Origin of the sequence: Aliifodinibius sp. S!AR15-10 (assembly GCF_031569985.1) — a bacterium.
In the GTDB taxonomy this organism is placed as follows: domain Bacteria; phylum Bacteroidota; class Rhodothermia; order Balneolales; family Balneolaceae; genus JAMQKA01.
The window spans coordinates 78,664-85,122 of sequence record NZ_JAMQKA010000023.1; the positions used below are offsets into that span (position 1 = coordinate 78,664).

The window sequence follows — 6,459 nt, forward strand, 5'->3', positions numbered from 1 at the left end:
GGTTATTGGTCTTGAGCTGAAGCTCGGGGTACAATTGAACGTGACGGTAAAGCTTTATTTCGGCAATAGCTCCAATTCCATTCATCGTATTTAGAGACTAATCCTGCTTTAACAGGATTTTCCAGAATATATCTTACAATATTATCACGTTCTTGATGATTTCGGACTAACCGATCGTAGCTTTCATGATGCCAAAAACTACCGGATCTATTGAGTAATTTGTTGCACTTAAAAGCAGTAGCCCCCTTCAGCAGTTTAAGAATGTGAGTAACAGGATATTTCGATGCGGGATCAAAAGTACCGCGAGCTTTAGCTCGCGACTCCGTCAGTTTAAAAAGAAGATGGACGTGATTCGGCATAATGGTGTAACATAGTAGTATGTATCTTTCATTATCCAACTCATTTATTTTATTCACGACAATATTTGCAACTTTATGCTTCCCAAGCCATAAAGGACTGCTTCCGCTATCTAACAGGTGGTCGTATTTTTTGAAATACAGCTTTTGGGATTTATCAATTTCTTCTTTTGGAGAATCTTTAATCCTCTGTTTTTCTTGACGAAGATAGTCGACTGCATGAGTCGGTAAAGAACCTGCTAAACCAAATGTGATGAAATAGGTGCCCTCATTAAATTGTAGATGCGGAAGTCGTCTCCGATAATACGCCATATATTTCTCTCTTTATGATTGTTCAATCGCGAGCTGAAGCTCGCGGTACTTCTTCATTGGAAAAATGAACATTCAATGGTTCAAGGCAGAATGATTAGATGATAACTAACTAGGATAGCTTTCAACAATTCATAACTTCACCACTGTAACCCCGGCACCACCCCGGTCAGCGGGAGCCAGCGAAAAGCTCTGCACCTCCGGTCGCTCCTGTAGGTACTCATGCACCAGGTTTTTGAGGATCCCTTCGCCCTTTCCGTGGATAATCTCAACACTTTGCAGCCCGGCTGCAATGGCGTTGTCCAGGTAATGCTCCACCTCTTTCATCGCTTCGTGCCCGCGCATCCCCCGTATTTCTATGGACGGCTTCGTAGGTCCGGGTCGGGCACCATGTGGAATATTTACCTTTATACGGTTTTTTGTAGATTTCTTGTTGCCGCCGTCATCCACCTTGACAAGGTTATCGAACTTTGTTTTGAGCCGGAGACCACCAGCCTGAACAACGGCCTGGTTGTCGTTTATCTCCACAAGCTCTCCTTTGGTCTTGGCATCCATGAGTCTAACTGTATCACCGACAGCAGGTGGCTCCTCCGAAATTTGCTTCCGTTTTTCCTGCTTTTGTTTGCTCTCTATCTCCTCCAACTCCTCCTCGATATCTTCTTTCTGCTCTGCTACCTGTTTGCGAGCCTCCTTGATCGCCTGGTCATCTTTTTGCCCCTCTTTCACAATCCGCTCAACAGCCCGCTCAATACGCTGGTTAGCTGACTGCATAATCTCTTCCGCCTGCTTCAGGGCTTTTTCACGAATCTGGTCCTTCTCCTTTTCCAGCGAACGCCATTTATCCTCATACTTTTGCCGCTCGCTTTCCATCTTTTTTTTCAGGCGATCATAATCTTTTCTCAGGTTGTCTGCCTCCTGCGCCTTGGCCTCCAATTCATTGATCAGCGATTCCATATCCTGCTTTTTGCTGCCGGTGATCTCGCGTGCCTTGGTCAGCAGGTCGGCGCTCAGGTCCATGCGCTGGGCAATTTCAAAGGCATAACTGCTTCCGGGAATCCCTTTTTTGAACCGGTAAGTTGGGGAGAGGGTGGACTGGTCGAACTCCATTGAGCCGTTGACCGCTTTGGGGTGCTCATGGGCAAAAACTTTGAGTGACCCGTGATGGGTGGTCACCAACGAAAGTGCCCCGCGCTGGATCAGGAATTCAATGAGTGACTGGTATAGTGCGCCTCCCTCATCGGGATCGGTGCCAGCCCCGGCCTCATCCACCAGCACCAGGCTGCCATCGTCGGCATTATCCATCACCGACTTCATCCACTGCAGGCGGCTCGAAAATGTACTCAAGTCGTTTTCAATGGACTGGTCATCTCCCATATCCACAAAGATATTGCTGAAAACAGGGAGTTCGGACGTGTCTTTGGCCGGGATGGCAAACCCGGACTGCATCATCATGGCACAGAGTCCTACCGTTTTGATAGCCACCGATTTACCACCGGCATTGGGACCCGTAATCATCAGGCAGCGCTCCTCTTCTTCGAGCTCCATATTGAGCGGTATGACCGGTTCGCGCTCCTCCTCACTTTTCGACCGATTTTTGAGCAACAGGATAGGGTTATATGCCTCCTTCAGCCGGATATATTTCCCATCGGAGAGTACCGGCACAAAGGCGTCCAGATCGATGCTGAGCTCCGCCCGAGCGTATATCATATCGAATTTGCCGAGTACCTCCGTGTTCTGAGCCAAGTACTGCCGGTTTTTGCGAATATCATTGGTCAGCGTGCGCAGGATTCGTTCTATCTCCCGTTTTTCTTCCGACTCCAGCTGCCGAATTTCGTTGTTGATATTGAGCGCCTCTACCGGCTCCAGGTAGACCGTTTGCCCGGTAGAAGAGACATCGTGCACAAAGCCCTGTATCTTCCGCTTGTATTCGGCCTGTATCGGGATGACCATCCGCCCGTTACGTATGGTAGGCCCCTCGTCAGAGGCCATACCCTGTTTGGTGGCCCGGCTCATCACCTTGTTGATGGTATTGCGAAGATCGTTTTGCCGTTTCCCCAGTCTCGACCTGATCGACTGGAGCTCTCGGCTGGCATTGTTTTTGACTGATCCCTGCTCGGAGATCACTTTGTTTATCGCTTTCTCCAATTCTTTTAGGGGAATAAGTTCCACAGCTAATTGATTTAGCACGGGATATCGCTCCTCGCGATCTTCCAGGAACGATTTAACACGCCGGGCAGTGGCCGCCAGTTGCAGGATTTCAAGGAAAGACTCGGCAGAAAGCAGGGCTCCCTCCGGTTTGGAACGGCTCAGTGATTCCCGGATATCGTGAAGGTTGTCGAGAGGGAAAGCTGCATCATTCCGGATCAGGTCCATCATTTCTCCTGTTTCATCCAGTTGCCGTTCTACGCGTTCGGTACTAGAGGAGGGATCCATCCGCTGCAGGTGCTCTTCTCCCATAACCGAGCGGGTGCGATCTATCGCCTCTCGGCGGATCATTTCAAATCCTATCTTTTCTGAAAGCTGTGGAGGATAAAACTGCATCTTGTATTACGAGTCGTGAATCGTGGGTTTTGAGTCTTGGGAACTGGCAGGGAGTTGCACTCCAGGCCAATAAATAGCTTTTTCAATTTCTAATTCGTCCAAATATAAGCTTCTTTAAACGGAATCACTGAATTTGAATTCAACGAAATATTTATGACACTGTTTTATTACGAGGTAAGATCTCAGGACAAGCTTGCTTGAGAATTTAGAAGTCGAATGGCTATTTCTTTTTGGCCCGGCCTTCGTAATTTTTGTTGACCGAGTGACTGTAGTAGGTGCGTAAAGAAACCATTTTTGTTTGAGATCCGCGTTCTCCAGTGGATCGAGTTTAAACGGTTTTAGCACCGCCGGAGGGAACGTAACAAAAATTACATCAGCCGGCGACTTTTTTGCGTTCGTTTTTTGGTCGGTCAAAAAATGAACATCTGCGAGGGTATGTATTGACAGATTAACGAGGATTTGGGCATCTTCTTAAATTTGAGTTCACGTTAACTTTGTGTTAGTTCTATGTACTATAATGGTTCTTGTATTCTCGATCACTAATTATTTGACGATATGGTTCATTTTTTAGTGATAAAAAACGAACCAGAAAATCACCGCCCTTCGTAACTGCTTAAATCTATTGATCGACATGAACGGAGATAGTGAACCATAACCCTTGAACATTAACAACAGTAAAACACCATAATGAAATTAGATCTTTACCAAGTCGATGCTTTTGCATCAAAAATTTTTGAAGGAAATCCCGCCGCTGTTTGTCCGCTACACAGTTGGTTGCCCGATGAGCTGATGCAGCAGATTGCAATGGAAAATAACCTGTCGGAGACCGCTTTCTTTGTGAGAAAAGGAGACAGGTATGAACTTCGTTGGTTTACACCGGAAGTAGAGGTGGATATGTGCGGGCACGCTACACTGGCCTCGGCCTACGTACTTTTTAACCAGTTGGGTTACCAGAAGGATGCTATCTTTTTTGATGCCAAGTGTGGTGAGCTGACAGTCAAACGTGATGACGATGGTCTGGTGATGGACTTTCCCGCAAGTCCGGCTGATGAAACGTCTTTTCCTAATGGAATAGAAGAGATGCTGGGAGCCACACCACTCGAATGCTACCAGGGGATGGACTACCTATTTGTATTTGAAAATGAACAGCAAGTGAAACAGCTTTCTCCTGAATTTTTGAAGCTAAAGAAGCTGGATACCCGGGGAATAATCGCTACCGCTCCATCCGATGAAGAGGAGATCGATTTTGTTTCGCGATTTTTTGCTCCTGCTGTAGGTATCAATGAAGACCCCGTAACCGGCTCCGCACACACCATGCTTACACCTTACTGGGCTGAGCGATTGGGCAAAAATACCCTTGCGGCACGTCAAATCTCCAAACGCGGCGGCTTAGTCAAATGTAAGCTGAATGGAGACCGCGTTGAACTCGGAGGTAGCGCCCAAACTTTTATGACTGGCACCATTGAACTTCCTGAGCAGTGAACAGTGTGTCAGTGATCAAGGAACAGTGAGCAATATGCAATTGAGAATGTTTGCCGGATTAGGAGGGAGCACTCCCTACGATCCGTAATCCGTAATGCGTGATACGTAAGGATAGGATTATTGTTGAAAGCATTAAAAGTTACGCATCACGCAAAAGTAATTTTTGACTCAGTCCTAAGAAATAAGCAGCCTCTGATAACTGATAACTGATAACTGATAACTGATAACTGATAACTGATAACTGATAACTGCCCTTAATGGAATTCTCTTTTCTGCTCTTACTACTTATAGGCTTGATAGCTGGGGTTCTTGCCGGCGTGTTTGGCATCGGTGGCGGAGTGCTCTTTACCCCAATTCTATTCCTGTTATTTAATGAGGCCGGTCTCTCACAAACGGTGCTATGGACCATTGGAACTTCCCTGTTTTGTACCTTTATAGCTGCCACCGGAAGCTCAATACGCCAATTCCGGCAGAACAATTTCTATTGGAGAGAGGGCATCCAAATTGGTCTGCTGGGCGCTGTTGGCGTATGGGTGGGCAAGCAGGTGGCAACATCGGCATTCTATACCGAAAAAGTATTTGCCATCTTTTTTAGTCTCCTCTTTTTCTACGTGGCCTATATGTTCATTAAAAGAGGAAGAGATAATGAGGAGACTGTGACCAACGCTACGGGTTCAATAACGGTCAAAAAGTCAAGCATCACCGGTGGCGCGGGGGGCTTTGTAGCTGCGCTGGCCGGCATAGGAGGGGGCAGTGTCATGGTACCGATTATGAATTTGTATTACCGGTTGCCTATCCAAAAGGCGGTAAGTATTTCCTCATTGGCCATTGTGTTCATATCGCTATCCGGCTGGATACAACTCTGTTTCCAGGCCGGCGGGGCTTCACTGTCAGGCTATGCATTGGGTGTGGTCGACTTCGGGGCAGCACTCCCTCTTTCCGTTGGAGGGCTCACCGGCGGTTTTGCGGGAGCTTTCATCAACCTGAAAGTGGACCGCCAATACCTCCAGTATGGTTTCGCCTTGCTGGCACTGATTATTGTTGTAAAGCTTTTGAGCGATGTTTTTTAAGGCTGGTTATGGTTTAAATAATTAGTAGATCAAAATGACGTACTTTAACCAAGAAAAGGGATGGAACTATTTAGGGCCTCCTCTAAAAGTTGAATCCTATTGTTTCATTGTGGGATTTTCATTTTTTGAACGATCAAAAAATGAATAAAAAAATCGCCGCCTGAGGATTTGTTCGCCTAGCGGCACTCCACTACGGCTAAAAGAAATCAAGATATTCACATCTTTTGGCTTTTCAAGGAAGTGAGGTTTTCATCACTCAAAGCTACATAAATCCTTTCGAACAAGATTTCTTTCTTAACGCCTCCGTTGTGTTTGCTCGGATCGGCTCATAAATCCATAGGCCGGATGTTGGAATTATGATTTATAAATGTAGAATTCTTGGATTCCAAGGACCTAAAATAAACAAACCAGATCTTTCGGACATGGGAAAATTTTGGACGGCATATTTAAGAAATTAGCACGCCTTCCACGCCTAGAAAATCCCTGCAGCAGAAGGGAGAAAAAGCTATCAGAGTTGAAAAGCAATTAGTTGTTAAGAGACAGTAAAGAACAAAATATGGGATTTTCTGGTGACTTTTTTGGTATTCTAAGACTTAGTCAAGAAGATTCGGTTATCTGATGTTGATAGATTTTCACGTAAGGAGTCCCTCGTTTGATCACCGCAAACACCCGATACAGCAACTTGCAGACGACGGCATTGC

At 46.2% G+C, this 6,459-nt stretch carries 4 protein-coding genes; 2 read left to right on the top strand and 2 right to left on the bottom strand.

What is annotated here, in order from left to right; translation table 11 throughout:
• Window positions 1–2: 2 nt before the first annotated feature.
• Both NC796_RS15330 and NC796_RS15335 read right to left on the bottom strand, forming a co-directional pair.
• Window positions 3–668 carry a transposase gene (locus NC796_RS15330; RefSeq protein ID WP_310685629.1) on the bottom strand — a complete coding sequence of 222 codons (666 nt, stop codon included), beginning with the start codon at window positions 666–668 and terminating at the stop codon, window positions 3–5.
• Window positions 669–797: 129 nt separating this feature from the next.
• Window positions 798–3,206 carry an endonuclease MutS2 gene (locus NC796_RS15335; RefSeq protein ID WP_310685631.1) on the bottom strand — a complete coding sequence of 803 codons (2,409 nt, stop codon included), beginning with the start codon at window positions 3,204–3,206 and terminating at the stop codon, window positions 798–800.
• Window positions 3,207–3,893: 687 nt separating this feature from the next.
• Here NC796_RS15335 and NC796_RS15340 point away from each other — a divergent pair.
• Window positions 3,894–4,688, top strand: coding sequence for a PhzF family phenazine biosynthesis protein (locus tag NC796_RS15340; RefSeq protein ID WP_310685632.1), 795 nt, complete (start codon window positions 3,894–3,896; stop codon window positions 4,686–4,688).
• A 257-nt stretch (window positions 4,689–4,945) separates the two neighbouring features.
• Window positions 4,946–5,758: a sulfite exporter TauE/SafE family protein gene (locus NC796_RS15345; RefSeq protein WP_310685633.1), complete on the top strand. Its 813-nt coding sequence runs from the start codon at window positions 4,946–4,948 to the stop codon at window positions 5,756–5,758.
• Window positions 5,759–6,459 lie beyond the last annotated feature (701 nt).

What these genes read in the sequence shown, in the direction of transcription:
- NC796_RS15345 (WP_310685633.1), top strand. Translation starts at nt 4,946, where the DNA reads ATGGAATTCTCTTTTCTGCTCTTACTACTTATAGGCTTGATAGCTGGG.
- NC796_RS15340 (WP_310685632.1), top strand. Translation starts at nt 3,894, where the DNA reads ATGAAATTAGATCTTTACCAAGTCGATGCTTTTGCATCAAAAATTTTT.
- NC796_RS15335 (WP_310685631.1), bottom strand. Translation starts at nt 3,206, where the DNA reads ATGCAGTTTTATCCTCCACAGCTTTCAGAAAAGATAGGATTTGAAATG.
- NC796_RS15330 (WP_310685629.1), bottom strand. Translation starts at nt 668, where the DNA reads ATGGCGTATTATCGGAGACGACTTCCGCATCTACAATTTAATGAGGGC.